This window comes from Leekyejoonella antrihumi, assembly GCF_007845645.1.
In the GTDB taxonomy this organism is placed as follows: domain Bacteria; phylum Actinomycetota; class Actinomycetes; order Actinomycetales; family Dermatophilaceae; genus Leekyejoonella; species Leekyejoonella antrihumi.
This window is the reverse complement of record NZ_VCQV01000003.1, coordinates 93,338-106,854: the sequence shown is the minus strand read 5'-3', so window position 1 is coordinate 106,854 and position 13,517 is coordinate 93,338. Positions and strand designations below refer to the sequence as shown.

General features: G+C 68.7%; 12 protein-coding genes. 8 read left to right on the top strand and 4 right to left on the bottom strand.

Annotated features, from left to right (window positions below; translation table 11 throughout):
* Positions 1-5: 5 nt before the first annotated feature.
* From FGL98_RS03100 to FGL98_RS27030, 3 genes are all read right to left on the bottom strand, one after another.
* Positions 6-626 carry a TetR/AcrR family transcriptional regulator gene (locus tag FGL98_RS03100; protein WP_186525948.1) on the bottom strand — a complete coding sequence of 207 codons (621 nt, stop codon included), beginning with the start codon at positions 624-626 and terminating at the stop codon, positions 6-8.
* Between the two features lie 147 nt (positions 627-773).
* Positions 774-1,595 carry a transposase gene (locus FGL98_RS27035; protein ID WP_425460974.1) on the bottom strand — a complete coding sequence of 274 codons (822 nt, stop codon included), beginning with the start codon at positions 1,593-1,595 and terminating at the stop codon, positions 774-776.
* Entirely contained in the window at positions 1,592-2,515 is a 924-nt protein-coding gene (locus tag FGL98_RS27030; RefSeq protein ID WP_425460973.1) for a transposase, read from the bottom strand. The genes FGL98_RS27035 and FGL98_RS27030 overlap by 4 nt, the downstream gene beginning before the upstream one ends.
* A gap of 188 nt (positions 2,516-2,703) precedes the next feature.
* Here FGL98_RS27030 and FGL98_RS03090 point away from each other — a divergent pair, with 188 nt between their 5' ends.
* The 7 genes from FGL98_RS03090 (at position 2,704) to FGL98_RS03055 (ending at position 11,914) form a co-directional block, all read left to right on the top strand.
* The gene (locus tag FGL98_RS03090) at positions 2,704-3,648 is read left to right on the top strand and encodes an AfsR/SARP family transcriptional regulator (RefSeq protein WP_186525947.1); all 945 of its coding nucleotides are present in this window, start codon (positions 2,704-2,706) and stop codon (positions 3,646-3,648) included.
* A 125-nt stretch (positions 3,649-3,773) separates the two neighbouring features.
* Positions 3,774-5,987, top strand: coding sequence for a S53 family peptidase (locus FGL98_RS03085; RefSeq protein WP_186525946.1), 2,214 nt, complete (start codon positions 3,774-3,776; stop codon positions 5,985-5,987).
* A gap of 94 nt (positions 5,988-6,081) precedes the next feature.
* Positions 6,082-7,794 (top strand): Stf0 family sulfotransferase, encoded by a 1,713-nt coding sequence (locus FGL98_RS03075; protein WP_186525945.1) that lies wholly within the window; start codon positions 6,082-6,084, stop codon positions 7,792-7,794.
* Positions 7,794-9,602 carry a sulfotransferase family 2 domain-containing protein gene (locus FGL98_RS03070; protein ID WP_146315201.1) on the top strand — a complete coding sequence of 603 codons (1,809 nt, stop codon included), beginning with the start codon at positions 7,794-7,796 and terminating at the stop codon, positions 9,600-9,602. Before FGL98_RS03075 ends, FGL98_RS03070 begins: the two co-directional genes overlap by 1 nt.
* On the top strand, positions 9,599-10,384 hold the full coding sequence (locus FGL98_RS03065; protein ID WP_146315200.1) for a class I SAM-dependent methyltransferase: 786 nt from the start codon (positions 9,599-9,601) through the stop codon (positions 10,382-10,384). Before FGL98_RS03070 ends, FGL98_RS03065 begins: the two co-directional genes overlap by 4 nt.
* Complete coding sequence (locus tag FGL98_RS03060; RefSeq protein WP_146315199.1) at positions 10,381-11,142, top strand: 2OG-Fe(II) oxygenase; 762 nt, start codon at positions 10,381-10,383, stop codon at positions 11,140-11,142. The genes FGL98_RS03065 and FGL98_RS03060 overlap by 4 nt, the downstream gene beginning before the upstream one ends.
* Positions 11,135-11,914: an SDR family NAD(P)-dependent oxidoreductase gene (locus FGL98_RS03055; RefSeq protein WP_146315198.1), complete on the top strand. Its 780-nt coding sequence runs from the start codon at positions 11,135-11,137 to the stop codon at positions 11,912-11,914. Before FGL98_RS03060 ends, FGL98_RS03055 begins: the two co-directional genes overlap by 8 nt.
* Before the next feature lie 7 nt (positions 11,915-11,921).
* On the opposite strand, the gene FGL98_RS03050 is transcribed toward FGL98_RS03055, so the two are convergent.
* Complete coding sequence (locus FGL98_RS03050; RefSeq protein WP_146315197.1) at positions 11,922-12,401, bottom strand: protease pro-enzyme activation domain-containing protein; 480 nt, start codon at positions 12,399-12,401, stop codon at positions 11,922-11,924.
* A gap of 588 nt (positions 12,402-12,989) precedes the next feature.
* On the opposite strand from FGL98_RS03050, the gene FGL98_RS03045 reads away from it, so the two are divergent.
* On the top strand, positions 12,990-13,505 hold the full coding sequence (locus FGL98_RS03045) for an MFS transporter (protein ID WP_146315196.1): 516 nt from the start codon (positions 12,990-12,992) through the stop codon (positions 13,503-13,505).
* The last annotated feature ends 12 nt before the right edge of the window (positions 13,506-13,517 follow it).

Genomic DNA, 13,517 nt, shown 5'->3' with positions numbered 1-13,517 from the left:
CAGGGTCACCCCACTCGTGTTCGACCGCGTGGGGGTCGGCGTAGGGCGTTCAGCGCAGCCCCGCGAATGGCATGCTGCACTGGGTCGCTGACCGGGTCTGGCAGGTGCACCAGAGGCCGGATGATGGCGCCTAATGCGGCGTACCCGCGGGCCTCGGCCTGAGGGTCGACAGCGCTGGTTGGATCGAGCAGGTGGACGAGTCGCTGAGCGCTGGTGGTGAACCAGGTGTCCAGATCCAGGGCGTGCCGGGACGCGATGTCACGGGCGAGCAGGTCGGCAGCCGCGCGGGTGTCGGTAAGCAGACCCAGCAGAGTGTCGAGGACCACCGTGGGGGTGGGTGCCGGCCGGCGGTGTTCGAGTTCGTCCAGCGCGCTCTCGAGGCCGGTGGTGAACGGCTCAAGCAGGGTGGCGAGCAGGATCGGTTTGGAGGTGAAGTGGTAAAGCACCGCACCTCGAGTGATTCCGACGCTCGCACCGATCTCAGCCAGCGAGGTGCGGTCATACCCGAACTGTCGGAACTGTTCCTTGGCCGTCGCGAGGATGCGAACGCGGACCCGCTCGGCGTCAGCCTGCCGGCTCCCGCCCGAGCTCTGGTTACCGTGGGTGGGGTGGGACTTTGGCGTCATCTGCGGCTCCCAGGAGTGGTTGATGCGTGCGCTGGTCGATCGTATCTGACTGCCCGGTAAGTCAAGTAGCTTGAGCGCTGCGACCCGTCGCAACGGTGCGCGGCGTCCGGTCGCCTTTGGGGTCGCAACGCGTGGCAGCCACATCAACTACGAGATCCACAGCTGGTGGCCGATCTTGGCGCGCTCGGGCCTGAGGGGTCGGTTCGTCGCAGGGCTATCACCGCGACTAGGAGCGCGGGTAAGTAACCGTGTTTTGGGGTCGTGCAGGGTTCGATTGGTGGGTTCCGGGTTGTTGACGTGACGACGTGGCCCGGGGCCGAGTTGACCCGTTATGGAGGCATTTCGGGCGTTTGAGGTCGCCTTCCTGCTGGTCAAGAGGGCTCGTGAGCCCCTGTTGTCAGCTGGTGGCCAGGCTGGCCAGCCGTCGATCCCGAGGTGGCGGTGGAGCTTGCGGAGGTTGTGGCACGCGGCGAGCAAGGACCATTCACTACGAGCCTGGTCCAGGCCGCGTAGCAGTAGGTGCTGCCCGTTTTGCAGGGTGCCCATCTGCCCGAACACCGGCTCGACGATCACCTTCCGCCGCGCGTACACCCGGTGTCCCTTCTTCGTCTTCAACTTCCGAGCCATCCGCTGCTTCGGTGTCGCATCGTTGGGGATCCGCCCCCGCGGCGACACCGGGGTCGGGTCCTCGTGCTTGGTCCGGCCGGGCGCGATGAAGAACTCGGTTCCCGTCTGCTCAGCGAACTCGGCGGCCTGGGCGAGGTGGTCCCCACTGGTGTAGCCGGCGTCGGCGAGCACCTGCCCAGGAGCGGAACCCGTGTTGGTAGTGGCCCGCTGGACCATCGGGCTCAGATGGCCCACATCGGCGGCGCAGTCGCTCACGTCGGTCGCGATGATGACCTGGTGATCCGCGTCGACCACGGCCTGCCCGTTGTAGCACCGGTGAAACGACCCGTCCGAGGTCTTCATGATCCGAGACTGCGGGTCCGTGAAGTTGCGTTGCGCCCTCGCCCGCGGCACCGCCTTCGCCCGCGCGTCCGCGACCTCTTGTCTGTCGTATCGTCGTCTTCGTCCTTGGCCGCCGCAGTGGCGCGGGCCCGGTCCTCGGCCCGATCGCGGGCCTCCTGCTCCAGGGCCGCCTTCGCTTCACGGATCTTGACCAACCGCGACTCCCGGTGCCGTAGCTCCTCCAGCAGCTCGTCCCCGCGCCGGTCCTTGCCGAACGCGGCGTCCTCGGCGGCATCAAGGTCCTCGGCCTCACCGAGCAGGTCGGAAACCTCCTGGGCCAGGATCTTCTCCCGCTCGCTCATCCGCGCGTAGCTCATCGCCTTACGCCGCGACGCGTTCGCCCGCAGCTTCGTGCCATCCAGGGCGACCCGGCCCAGGGACACCATTCCCGCGGCCTGACACAGGGACAGTGCTTGGACGAACAGGTGCCCCAACGCCGACAGGTGCCGTTTGCGGAACCGGGCCACCGACCTAAAGTCCGGCACCGCCCCGGCGGCCAACCACCGAAAACGCGACCACATCGGTGCACGCGGCCTCGATCTTCCGGGACGAGCGCACCCGGTCGTATACCCGTACAACAGAACACGCACCATCAACCGTGGATCGAACGGCGGGCCACCCTTACGGTTCGTGTACGCGGCATGAATCCGCGACAGGTCCAGGTGCTCATCGACCAGGTCCGCGATAACCCGCGCCAGATGATCCGCCGGCAGCCACTCATCCAACGACGGCGGCAACAACAGATCTTGGCGCGGATCGAACGCGCGGAACGTCTTATCCACCGGGCCCTCGACCACCGGTCGCCGGGTCCCCTCCCCACCCGGGGTCACATCGAACAGCACATCATCGTTCTCGTCGATCGGCGCGCCAAATTCTCTCAAAACCTCGCCCGCGACACCCGCACCCCGACCGGAGCGTTACTGACCCGCGCTCCTAGCGCTCCTTGGGTCCGCGGAGCAAGTCGGGTCGCATGTCGGTTGACAGTCCTACCCACAGCGCGAGAATATTGACTTTCGAGTCAGTCAGTCAAAGGGGGGGCCGGTTCGGCTCCGCGGGATCGAGGCTCACGATGACGCTGTCCGTCGACCAGGTCGGCGCCCCAGCGCACGGTCCGTCTGGCCGCTATCTAGCGGTCGAGCAGGGGATCGTGAGTGAGACCGCCGCGCTGCCATCCTCCTCGACCAGGCGAACGGCTGGAACAGCCGATCCCGAACGGCGCACCGTCGACCGACCGCAACGAATGTCGCGAAGCGGTCAGCAAGACATTGCTTGTCAGTCGATCACTCGCCTGGCACTGGTGGACGGCGTCGTCGTACATCTGGAGGGAGGCCTCCTCATCACCGACTTGCCCCTCGGAGTGCAGCGCTTCGTCGCCCTGCTGGGGTTGGCCGGCCGTCCGGGCCGGTCCACCGTCGCGGGGTACCTGTGGCCCGAAGTGCCGGAGGAGGTGGCGCAACGGTCCTTGCGTACGACCCTGTGGCGAGTGCAGCGTTGCCTTCCTGGACTGGTTGATAGCTCCGGGGGCGCACTCGCGGTCAGTTCGCGCGTCTCTGTGGACGTGCACGAACTCACCGACTGGGCCTGCAGTGCCATCGATCCCCACACTCCGGTCGACGAGTGCATCCGTCCAGGATGCTGGTTCTACGGTGACCTGCTGCCCGGGTGGTACGAGGACTGGGTACTGCTCGAACGCGAGCGGCTGCACCAGTTATGCATGCATGCCTTGGAGACGCTGTCGGCCAAGCTCACCCGGGCGGGCCGCTACGGCGAAGCCGTGGATGCCGCACACGAAGCCATTCGCCTCGGTCCGCTGCGCGAGAGCGCGCACCGGGCCCTGATCCAGGCGCACGCGGAGGAGGGCAACACCGGAGAGGCGCTGCTCGCCTACGAGCGCTTCACCGACCAGCTCGCCGAGGAGCTGGGCCTGGCCCCGTCGGTCCAGATCGAGGCCCTGGTGCGCGAGCTGACCTACGCGCGGACGATCCGCCGGCCGGCTGCTTCGCCCAGGGGCTGAGCGGGCACCGTCGCGCGCCCGAGCGCGAACGCACCTGGTGACGTTTCGGTGATGCCCGGTGAGGAACGTCCTCACTGTCGTCGCGCAACGCGGTCGAGCACCCCACCCGCTCAAAGGAGGGCCCCATGCCCATCCGACCGAACCACCGCCCCGTACCCGGCAGTGCCCGCACGCTGCCTGCGGCCCGCCGCATCGGCGTCCCGCCACCGCACGAGCTCATGCGGGTCACGGTCGTTCTGCGGCCGCGCGGCCACGGCCTCGGGGCGAAGGTGCAGCAACTGCGCCAGACACCGCCGCATGCCCGCCAGCACCTCACCTCCGCGCAGTTCGCCCAGCAGTTCGGCGCCGACCCCCGCGACCTCGAGGCCATTCGGCGTTTCGCCCGCAACAACGGGTTGTTCATCGTCCGCGTCTACCCGGCCCGGCGAACCGTCGTGCTGGGCGGAACGGTCACGCGGATGCAGGCGGCCTTTGGCGTCGACCTGGCGCTGTTCGCCTCGCAGCACCAGGTCTTCCGTGGTCGTAGCGGTCCGGTGCACGTGCCCGACTGGCTGCACCCGGCCGTGACCGCCGTCCTCGGTCTGGACAACCGGCCACAAGCGCGGCCGCACTTCCGCATGGGCCGGGTGCTCGGGCGCTTCGCACCCCGGCAAGGGCCAGCCGGCAGTTTCACCCCGCGACAGCTTGCCCAGCTCTACGGCTTCCCACCCGGTGCCGGATCAGGACAGACCATTGGCATCCTCGAACTCGGTGGCGGATACCGGCAGGCCGACCTGCAGACCTTCTTCGGTGGGCTTGGCCTCGGCGTCCCCACGATCGTGGACGTATCGGTCGACGGCGGCGCCAATGCTCCGACCGGCAACCCGAATAGCGCCGACGGCGAGGTGGCTCTCGACATCCAGGTCGCCGGTGCGATCGCCCCCCAGGCCAAGATCGTCGTGTACTTCGCACCTAACACCGATCAGGGGTTCGTCGACGCGATACTCACGGCCACACACGACCAGACCAACCGCCCATCGGTCCTCTCGATCAGCTGGGGTTCGGCCGAGCCCAACTGGTCGCAGCAGGCACTGGGTGCCATGAACCAGGCCCTGCAGTCCGCGGTTACCACCGGGCTGACCGTCTACGCTGCGGCTGGGGACAACGGCTCGGGGGACGGTGTCGGCGACGGCGGAGCACACGCCGACTTTCCCGCGTCCAGCCCCAACGCTGTCGGCTGCGGCGGTACCTTCCTCAGCGCGGCGGGGGGCCAGATCACCTCGGAGGTGGTGTGGAATGCGCCGGGTAACGGTGCCACCGGCGGAGGCGTGAGCAGTCGCTTCCCGGTTCCTCCCTACCAGCAGTCCATCAACCCGACCTCGGCGAACCCACCACCGCTGCACGGTCGCGGTATACCGGACGTCGCCGGCAACGCAGACCCGCGGTCCGGCTACCAGGTCGTCGTGGACGGTCAGGCCAGCGTGATCGGTGGCACGAGTGCAGTGGCGCCCCTGTGGGCGGGGCTGACGGCGTTGCTGCAACAGCAGCTCGGCCACGCGCTGGCTCCGATACACCCGCAGCTGTATGGTGCGGCGGCCGCCTTCCGCGACATCGTCGCCGGGTCCAACGGTGCGTACTCTGCGGCGCCCGGTTGGGACGCGTGCACCGGTCTCGGTACTCCACGGGGTAAGGCGCTGTTGCAGTCGCTCTCGGGCCAGCACCCGCCAGTGCCGCACCCGCCAGTGCCGCACCCGCCAGTGCCGCACCCGCCAGTGCCGCACCCGCCAGTGCCGCACCCGCCAGTGCCGCACCCGCCAGTGCCGCACCCCCCAGTGCCGCACCCCCCAGTGCCGCACCCACCAGTGCCGCCGGTACCGCATCCGCCGACACCGACGCCGACACCGACACCGACACCGACACCGACACCGACACCGACACCGACACCGACACCGACACCGACACCGACACCGACACCGACACCGACACCGACACCCACGCCGACACCGACACCGACACCGACACCGACACCGACACCGACACCGACACCGACACCGACACCGACACCGACACCGACACCGACACCAGCACCAGGACCGGCGCCCGGACCGCAACCAGCACCAGCACCAGCACCAGGACCGCAACCAGCACCGGGACCGCAACCAGCACCAGCACCAGGACCGCAACCAGCACCGGGACCGCAACCAGCACCAGCACCAGGACCGCAACCAGCACCGGGACCGGGACCGGCGCCCGGACCCGCCGGCGGTGAGGTGCGACGTCCGGGCAAGCTCCCGCCGCGAAAGGCGACGAAGCAGGCGGGCCGGCCGCCCACGAGTCGTCGACCAGATGCGGGATCTTGATTCGCGATCGACCGAACTCGGTCGCGCTGACGGTATGCGGGCCGTCGGCGCGACCACGTTGGGCCGACGGGGCGGCGCCATGAGGCGTCCTCACGTGTCATACCTGATCTGCACTAACGCGCGGTCGGGCAGTTGGCTGCTCGCCGAGGCGATGCGCTCCACAGAGGTGGCCGGGCGCCCGGAGGAGTTCTTCAACCCGTCGCTGAGGCCGCTGTACCTGCGCGACCTGGGCCTTGCCGCGGATGCGCCGGCCGATGAGGTCTTCCGGCGCATGCTCGACGCCGGCACGACCGACAACGGGATCTTCGGCGCCAAGGTGCACCGCATGCAGTTCGGTGCCATGCTCGATGTGCTGCGGGAGGTCACCGGAGACAAGGACGCCGACGAGGTAACGCTGTTGGCCGGCGTCTTTCCCGCCCTGACGCTCATCCATCACCGACGGATCGATCGGGTGGGGCAGGCGCTGTCGTGGTATCGCGCGCTGGCGACAGACAATTGGTGGCATGTCGCGGGGATGCGCGACGTGAGGGGTGAGGACGGCATCACGCTCGACGTCGACCGTGTCGCCGCGCTCGAACGCCGCCTGTGCGCTGATGATGCCGCCTGGACGGAGCTGTTCGCGCGAGCCGCCCTGCCCGTCATCACCTCGACCTACGAAGACCTCATCGACGATCGCGAAGCAACCGTGCGCCGACTCGTCCGCGCAGTGGGTGGTCCTGCGGATGTGACCGTACCCCGACCCGCACTCGTCCAGCAGTCAGACCGGACGACCGAACGGTGGCGCGCGCGGTACACCCGCGCAGCCCGGTCACGGCAACGGGCGGGGCGAGCCGGCGCGAGCATCGTCGTGGTGACGCACGACGAGGGCGCGAACCTGCTGCGTACCGTGGCTGCACTGCGCCGCACCACGCCGCCGTGCACGGAGATCGTGGTTGTGGACGACTGCTCGTCGGACGGCAGCGTCGAAGACACCGCGACCCGCCACCCCGGCGTGCGGCTAGTGCGTACGCGTGAACGGCTCGGCGTCGCCGGTGCTCGCAACGCCGGGGCGGACGTGGCGTCCGGCGACGTGGTGGTCTTCAGCGACGCGCATGTGCAGCCGTTCGAGGGGTGGCTTCCGCGCCTCCTCGACGCGCTGCAAGATCCCGAGGTCGCCGAGGTGGCACCCACGGTCTGCGACATGCACCAGCCGGCAGTTCGCGGCTTCGGGTTCACGTGGCCAGGCCTCGGCATGGAGGTCCGCTGGCTGCGGGAGCGGCCCTCTGAGCCGGCCGAGGTCCCGTTCATCTGCGGCTGTTTCCTGGCGATGCGCCGGGCGACATTCGATGAGCTCGGCGGTTTCGACAACGGCATGGTGCGCTGGGGCTCGGAGGACGCAGAGTTGTCCATGCGCGTGTGGCGGCATGGGCTGCGCTGCCTCGTCGTCCCCGATGCCGTTGTCTCCCATCTGTTCCGACCCACGTTCGGCTACGCGGTCGAGTGGGAGCACACCCTGCACAACATGCTGCGCCTGGCTGCCCTGCATTTCCCGCCCGACCTGCTCACGTCCACCATCGAGCGCTTCCAAGACCACGCGGCCTTCCCGGCCGCGATCGCCCGGCTCGACTTGACCGACGTGCAAGAACGCCGCGCTGGCCATGAGCGCGGGCACACCCGGGACGGCCGGGCGTTCTTCGACCGATTCGGCATTCCGATGCCGGCACCGGCGGCTGGCCCCAAACGAGACGAGTGCGGCCCGCCCGGACGCCGTCTCACATCAGTCCTCGAAGGACAAGCGCCGCAAGCGTTCACGGAAGGGGTCCTCTAATGAACGAAAGTAGAGCCATCAGCGCCGTGCTGCCTCGTGCGCGGGCGTTGGTGCTGGACCGCTGGCAGGTCGTCTACGTGATCACGCCCAAGGCGATGTGCACCAGCATTTTGTGGCTGATGGCCGGCCTGCAGGACGAGGATCTCGCAGCGACGGCGCACAGCCGGACCGCCGAGGTCACACGCGCCATGGCCGTGCACGACGCCACCGCCTGGCAACACACACCGCTACTGCACGAGCTGCCAGAGGAACGGATCGCGCAGCTGACAGGCGACCCCGGCTGGTTTCGCTTCGCGGTGTCCCGACACCCCGTGGACCGGTTGTGGTCGGCCTGGCAGTCCAAGTTGCTGCTCCGCGAGCCCGCCTACGCCGCGCGGTATACGACCGCGCGCTGGTGCCCGCGGCCGCTGGCGGACGTGCCGCCCAGCGCGGATGGTTGCGCCATGCTGGCCGAGGACTTCTCGGCGTTCGTGACCGCCCTCGCCGACGATCCGCAGTTGCTGAACGCCGACCAGCACTGGGCACCTCAGGCGTACCTGCTACAGCCGGACGCCTTTCCTTACACCGAGCTAGGGCGCGTGGAAGACGTGGCCGCGACATTGGGTCGCCTCGAACGACACCTGCGCGCCCGCGGCCGGCCCGGCTCGCTACAGCCTCGCCACCGCAACGCTGGGCTCCTCCCCCGCCAAGCCGTCCTCCGCGACAAGAAGCTGCTGCGCCGCGTAGAGGCGCTGTATGCCCTCGACATGGATCGCTTCGGTTATCAGCCGGCCGATCCGGGGTGCCTGCCCACGGAGCAGATCACCGCCGTCGCAATGACGGCGCTGAGCGAGCTCGCCGACCGGCACGAGCGGATCGGGGATCTCTACCGGCTGCTCCCGCCGACCCGCGCGACCACGTCGCAGCCGACGGCGGCTCGCCGGCCGACGTCCACGTCGTCGCAGCCTCAACCGGCAGTGAGCCTGATCGTCCTGACCGACGCAGCGACGCCCGAGCTGGCCATCCCCGAGGACGTGGAGTGCATCTGCCTGCCGGCCCCGCCGTCCCCGTCGACGACGGCACAGCCTCGTGATCTACGAGTGACACCACAACCGTCGGTGCCCGCAGCCGCAAGGCGATTCCAGGCCGGCCTGGACGCGACCACCGGTGACATCGTCGTGCTCTGCCGGGACGTCCTCGCGCTGTCGCCGGGTTGGCCCGGGCGGGTGCGCCGCGCGCTGAATGATCCGGATGTCGGTCTTGTCGGAGCGCTGATAGAGCCGGCGGGCCAGCCGGAGCTGCGGCTGGTCGGCGTCGAGTTCGTCGATCAAGTGCTCAACTGCCGCTGGCGCACCGCGCGCGCCGACGAACATACCGGTGCCGAGCCCGTGGAGGTGCCGCTGGTCTCAAGCACGTTCCTCGCCGTGCGCCGCCGCACGTTGGCCTACCTCGGCGGCCTGGACACCGGCATGCGCAGCGACGCCTGGCACGACGTCGAACTATCCATGCGGGCACGGCGATGCGACCTGGCCACGGTGGTGCTGCCCGATGTTGTCGCGGTCTGGCACGCTCCGGCGGCGGCTGAGGCCACCTTGGAGTATGTCTATGATCTGCTCAGGCTCGCTGCGGTGCACTTGGAGAGGGAGCGATTCGCCGACCTGGTCGCGGCCCTGCGCGTCTCTCCCGTACTGCCGGCGGCACTCGCGAAGGTGTTGACGTCGGACGTCGGCGCCCGCCGCACCCGGATGGATGTCATCGCTCTGCAGCCGGCGGCGCTCCTGCTCACCGCACGGACGGCGGACGGCGTGCGGGACGGGCTGGCGTCATGACCGGTCGCACGACCTACGCGTCGGTCAACCGCCGAGGGTGGGACTCGCTATCCCGGCGCGGCTGCGACTCCTCCCAGATCGTCTCGGCACATGCCCTCGATCACGCGCAGGAGATGCTGGACCGCAACGGGTGGCTGCCGTGGGATCGGCTGCGGACGATCCTGTGCCTTGCCGCCGCTGGGGGCCAGCAGGGGCCCTTGTTCGCCTCGCTCGGCTACGAGGTCACCGTGGCGGACAACTCGCCGACCCAGCTGGCTCAGGACGAGCGCGCGGCGTCCCGGTACGGTCTGGTCATCGAGACCGTGCTCTGCGACGCCATGGAGTGCGCGCCCCTGCGCGGCCGCACCTTCGACCTCGTCTACCAGCCGGTGTCGACGCTCTACCTGCCTGACGTCCGCGGCTGTTACGCACAGGTCGCGCAACTGCTCCCCCCCGGCGGCCTGTACTGGAGTGAACACTGGAACCCAGTCGAGATGCAACTCGACGAGGCCCTTGCGTGGGATGGGACCGCCTACCGGCTGTCGCATCCTCAAGACGTCGGCCCGCTGCCCGCGCCCGCTGGCTCGACACCGGAGGACGCCGTCTGCTGGCACTACATCCACCCGCTGAACGACCTGCTCGGAGGCATGTGCGCTGCGGGCTTCGCGATCCTCGGCTTCGCGGAACGCCCCGGCGCGGACGCGTCTGCGCCGCCAGCGACCCGGGCTCATCTGGGGGCCTACATTCCCGGCTTCTTCGCCGTACTGGCCCGCAAGCACGGCGCGCGAGGGTCCAGACCATGACCATGCCGGAACCGCGCACGTTGCAGGCCGTCAACGACCTACAACCGCTACTCCAGGCGCGCCGGTGGCGTTGGCGGGCCACTCCGTTTCCCCACATCGTCGCCGAGAACGTCTTCGTCCCTGACGTCCAGGAGGAGTTAGCGCGAGACTTCCGCACGCTGTACGACCAGCGCACAACAGCCGGCTACAACACCCAACACGACTTCCTCGGCACCTCGCTGATCTCCACGCAGTGCGGCTCGCTCGAAGTCTTCATCTCACCGGCGTGGTACGCGCTGTTCACGCGCCTATTCGGGATCAACGAGCCGGGATTCCTCACCGCCGGCGTACACCGGCACCGACCAGGTAGCCGGAATGGCTTTCCGCACAACGACATCTTCCCGGAACGGCTCGACGTCGGGCCTGGCCGCGGCGACGTCCTGCGCTTCGGCGGTCCGGTCGCGGGCAAGTCCGTTCGCGCTGTCGCCATCCTCTACTACCTGAACAACGGCCCATGGGCCCCTGGGGACGGCGGCGAGACCAGCTTGTACTGGGATTGGAAGGACGGGGTGGATACGCCAGTCGACAGCGTCCCACCCCGGGACAACACCCTGTTCGCCTTCAGCTGCAACCCGCACTCTTACCACTCGTTCCGCACCAACCGGAAACGGCGCGACAGCGTGATCAGCTTCGTGTACCGGGGGGTGGACGACTACGTGCAGCTCTGGGGGGACGAGGGGCTGCGCCAATACGCCGAGTACGGGAGGCACCATGCGTGACGCGAGTAGGGCGGCCTCGGGGCGGAAGGTCTGCCTACTGACCGGAGCGGCGGGCATCCTTGGCGCCACGTTCTGCCGCCGTTGGCGGCACGAGTACGACATCTGCGCCGTCTACCGAGGAGGCCGGCTCCAGGTTCCGACGCAAGAGGAGTGGTTTATCGACCCGCTGTCGCCTCACGCCGCACTGCGCGAGAACGACAACCCGGTCTTCGCCGTGAAGTCAAACCTTCGCGAGCCGGCCGAGGTGCAGCGCGTCGTCGACCTCGCCCTGGCCCGCTTCGGCCGGATCGATCTCGTCGTGAACGCCGCCGTGCACGTGGACCGTGACCGCCTCACCAGCCTCGCATCGTCCAGCGATCTGCTCGACGAGACCTTCGCCGTCAACGCCACCCTGCCCATCCAGCTTGCGGCGATAGTCTGCCGGCAGTTCTGGCAGCACAGCCGGCAAGACAACCAGGCGTGGGGACGCAACGTCATCAACCTGTCAAGCATGGCATCCCTCGGAGTGGTCGCGGGTGTAGGCCTGTCGGCGTACAGCGCTTCAAAGGCCGCCCTCAACATGCTCACCGCACACCTCGCCGCCGAGCTCGCGCCTATCGGCGTGCGCGCCAACGTCCTTGCGCCCACAAGCTTTCCGCAACTCGTCCCGACATCCCTGGTCGCGGACACAGTGGTCGACCTCGACCGCAGCGATCTGACCGGCTGCATCGTACAGCTGGACGAGAACGGGCTGCGGGAAACGCCCTCGGCGCCGTCCGCGCTCCACTTCTGAGCGGGCGTCATCCGCGCCGGTGTGCCACCGGACGGGTGTCGAGCCCGAGGACTGCAACGACGTGGCCAGCGAGCGTCCGCGGCAACCGAACCGGCCCGTCCGGTACCAGAGAAAGCGGACCTTCGGCGGTGCGCCATTTGGTCAGACGTACGCCGAAGCAGCACTCGACGGCAGACACCGCGCCGGACAGCCGCACGGCTTCCGGGGCGACGCCGGCCTCGACCGTCAACCCACAGCCCGAGGCCCGATCGGCCAGCGCCATGACCACTTCAGGTGACGGCACAACGGCGGTCGAGACCTCAGGGACGCCCGTATCCGGAAGTTTCAGGTAGATCGTTACCGTCAATCGCGCGGCCGGATCGGGACGTCCGGCGGGCTGGTCCCCGGGCCGGGGCTCGGGGACCTCGCCGAGCGGAACGAGTTCCGCGTCCGAGTGTGCCCGGCCAGCCGGCGAACCAACGCCGCCCGCGTCGTCCCGCTGTTCCATACACGACAGGATAGGACGACGCACGCCGCCGGAGGGGGGCCTAATAGTCGGGCCAACTTCCAGAACCGCGACGTGATCGTCTCCCTCACCAACGCATGTCGGATCGGGCCGCGCACCACGCTTGCCGAACGCGAACGACCCAAGCATCTCTCTGGGCCCAGCGCCTCACGTTCGATGCACACCTGACACTCAGGTCCGGGTGGCGGAGTGCCCTACTTCGTGACGGGTCTGACGAGGTGACCGGGGAGGATCTGACACCACGGGTACTGCGGGAGGCGTTCGCCGCGTTCGCGGGAACGCACGCGAAGGCCTCGATCGGCCGGGCCTGATCACCATCTGGAAGGTCGGCGAGTCGCGCAACCCGAAGGCGCATGCTCCGGACTGGGTCGGCTTCGTGGTCTTCACCGCGTCACTGAGTCTGCTGGTCTACGCACTGATCGAGTCCGGTCGCAGGAGCTTCACCAACCCAGTGGTCTTGGCATGCTACGCCGCGGCCGCGGTGCTGATGGTGGGGTTCATCCCACGTGCCGATCCGCTTGCTGATCGGGCCCGGCCTGGCACTGACGGCTGTCGGGATGTTGCTGATGCGTGGACTGGACGCCGGAACGTCCTGGACCCACCTCATCCCCGGGTTCATCGTCGCCCGGTGTCGGGGTCGGGCTCGTCAACCCGCCGCTCGCCTCGACAGCGGTCGGAGTCGTGCCGCCGCGACTGGCCGGTATGTCATCGGGCATCAACAGCACGTTCCGCCAGGTCGGCACCGCCACCGGCATCGCATTGCTCGGTACCCTCTTCGCCTCGCGGCTCGGTGGCGCGATCACGACCGCGGCGGCGGGCACACCGCTGGCCGGCAAGTCCAGTTCGTTGGCCGGTCTGGTGCAGTCGGGTGAGCTGAAGAAGGCGCTTCCAAGCTTCCCGAAGGCTCAGATCCCGATCGTCGAAAGGATCGCCGCCACCGGGTTCACCTCGGCTTTGAACGACATCCTGCTGATCTCCTCGGTCGTCACGTTGGTCACGGCCGTGGCGTCACTCGCGCTGATCCGCAACAAGGACTTCCACGACGCCACCACGGGCGAGAGCGCGCAGGAGTTCGACCCAGCCTGACCCGACACACGT

What these genes read in the sequence shown, in the direction of transcription:
- FGL98_RS03100 (WP_186525948.1), bottom strand. Translation starts at nt 626, where the DNA reads ATGACGCCAAAGTCCCACCCCACCCACGGTAACCAGAGCTCGGGCGGG.
- FGL98_RS27035 (WP_425460974.1), bottom strand. Translation starts at nt 1,595, where the DNA reads ATGAAGACCTCGGACGGGTCGTTTCACCGGTGCTACAACGGGCAGGCC.
- FGL98_RS03090 (WP_186525947.1), top strand. Translation starts at nt 2,704, where the DNA reads ATGACGCTGTCCGTCGACCAGGTCGGCGCCCCAGCGCACGGTCCGTCT.
- FGL98_RS03085 (WP_186525946.1), top strand. Translation starts at nt 3,774, where the DNA reads ATGCCCATCCGACCGAACCACCGCCCCGTACCCGGCAGTGCCCGCACG.
- FGL98_RS03070 (WP_146315201.1), top strand. Translation starts at nt 7,794, where the DNA reads ATGAACGAAAGTAGAGCCATCAGCGCCGTGCTGCCTCGTGCGCGGGCG.
- FGL98_RS03065 (WP_146315200.1), top strand. Translation starts at nt 9,599, where the DNA reads ATGACCGGTCGCACGACCTACGCGTCGGTCAACCGCCGAGGGTGGGAC.
- FGL98_RS03060 (WP_146315199.1), top strand. Translation starts at nt 10,381, where the DNA reads ATGACCATGCCGGAACCGCGCACGTTGCAGGCCGTCAACGACCTACAA.
- FGL98_RS03055 (WP_146315198.1), top strand. Translation starts at nt 11,135, where the DNA reads ATGCGTGACGCGAGTAGGGCGGCCTCGGGGCGGAAGGTCTGCCTACTG.
- FGL98_RS03050 (WP_146315197.1), bottom strand. Translation starts at nt 12,401, where the DNA reads ATGGAACAGCGGGACGACGCGGGCGGCGTTGGTTCGCCGGCTGGCCGG.